Origin of the sequence: Streptomyces sp. adm13(2018), from assembly GCF_008042145.1 — a bacterium.
Classification (GTDB): domain Bacteria; phylum Actinomycetota; class Actinomycetes; order Streptomycetales; family Streptomycetaceae; genus Streptomyces.
Genome location: NZ_RDBH01000129.1, coordinates 1,054,146 through 1,055,651 on the forward strand (window position 1 = coordinate 1,054,146; position 1,506 = coordinate 1,055,651).

The window sequence follows — 1,506 nt, forward strand, 5'->3', positions numbered from 1 at the left end:
CCCACGAGGGCCGAGCAACCCTGGACCCGGAACGCCCCGCCTTCTGACCCGCGCCCCGCCGTTGTGGGCATTCCCCCTGGGGGCGCAACGGCCGCGTCCAACGAACGGCGCTCCGACCTGTTGCGGCTAATCGTTCCTCTCCCGACTTCCTCCGGGGGACCCCAGGGCGCAACGGCTGCGCACACGGGACGGCGCCCTTGGCGGGCCCAGGCTTGCGCGCCCTGACCCGCACCCACAGCGCGGTGCACCGAAACCGCAGGGCACGGAAGCCGGACCCGCACCCAGTCCGCGGCGCACCAAGGGGTGCGGGTCAGGGCGCGGAAGCCTGGGCCCGGCAAGGGCGCCGTCCGTTGTGCGCAGCCGTTGCGCCCTGGGGTCCCCCGGAGGAAGTCGGGAGAGGAACGATTAGCCGCAACAGGTCGGAGCGCCGTTCGTTGGACGCGGCCGTTGCGCCCCCAGGGGGAATGCCCACAACGGCGGGGCGCGGGTCAGAAGGCGGGGCGTTCCGGGTCCAGGGTTGCTCGGCCCTCGTGGGGGGACGACGCCTCCGCGAAGTGGCGGCGGGGGATCCGGCCCGCCCGGTGGGCCAGCCGGCCCGCCTCCACCGCGTGCCGCATCGCCGAGGCCATCAGCACCGGCTCCTGCGCGCGGGTCACCGCGGACGCCAGCATCACCGCCGCGCACCCCAGCTCCATCGCGAGCGCCGCGTCGGACGCCGTGCCCGCCCCGGCGTCGAGGATCACCGGCACCCCGGCGCGTTCCGCGATCAGCTGGAAGTTGTGCGGGTTGCGGATGCCGAGGCCCGAACCGATGGGGGAGCCGAGCGGCATGATCGCCGCGCAGCCCGCGTCCTCCAGCTTCCGGGCCAGGACCGGGTCGTCGTTGGTGTAGGGGAGGACGGTGAAGCCGTCGTCGACCAGCGTCTCGGCCGCCGCGAGCAGCTCCTCGCCGTCCGGCAGCAGGGTCCGCTCGTCGGCGACGACCTCCAGTTTGATCCAGTCGGTCCCGAGCGCCTCGCGGGCCAGCCGGGCGGTGAGGACGGCCTCGCCGGCCGTGAAGCAGCCGGCCGTGTTCGGCAGGACCCGGATGCCGAGCCGCTCCAGGACGGAGAGGACCGAACCCTGGACGGTCGGGTCCAGCCGCCGCATCGCGACCGTCGTCAGCTCCGTACCGCTGGCGACCAGCGAGCGTTCCAGGACGTCGAGGCTGGKCGCGCCCCCGGTGCCCATGATGAGGCGGGACGAGAACTCCGTACCGCCCAGTTCGAACAGGTCGTCGGACATCGTGCTCAGCCTCCCTGGACCGCGGTCAGGATCTCCACCCGGTCGCCGTCGCCGAGGAGCGTGGTCTCCCAGGCGCCACGCGGCACGACCGTCTCGTTGAGGGCGGCGGCCACCCCGGAGCGGGCCTGGGTGAGGGTCGCCACGAGGGCGCCGAGGGAGACGGGGCCGGAGAGCACGCGGGCCTCTCCGTTCACGGACACGTTCATGCGGGCTGCTCCTGAGG

The 1,506-nt window shown here is 74.1% G+C and carries 2 protein-coding genes; both read right to left on the minus strand.

The window, feature by feature from the left end; all coding sequences use genetic code 11:
* Nucleotides 1–488: 488 nt before the first annotated feature.
* Entirely contained in the window at nucleotides 489–1,283 is a 795-nt protein-coding gene (locus EAO70_RS21450) for a thiazole synthase (RefSeq protein WP_148005277.1), read from the minus strand.
* A 5-nt stretch (nucleotides 1,284–1,288) separates the two neighbouring features.
* Nucleotides 1,289–1,489 carry a sulfur carrier protein ThiS gene (gene thiS / locus EAO70_RS21455; RefSeq protein ID WP_148005278.1) on the minus strand — a complete coding sequence of 67 codons (201 nt, stop codon included), beginning with the start codon at nucleotides 1,487–1,489 and terminating at the stop codon, nucleotides 1,289–1,291.
* Nucleotides 1,490–1,506 lie beyond the last annotated feature (17 nt).

Excerpts from the sequence above, each read along its gene's own strand:
- thiS (WP_148005278.1), bottom strand. The coding sequence starts at position 1,489 with ATGAACGTGTCCGTGAACGGAGAGGCCCGCGTGCTCTCCGGCCCCGTC.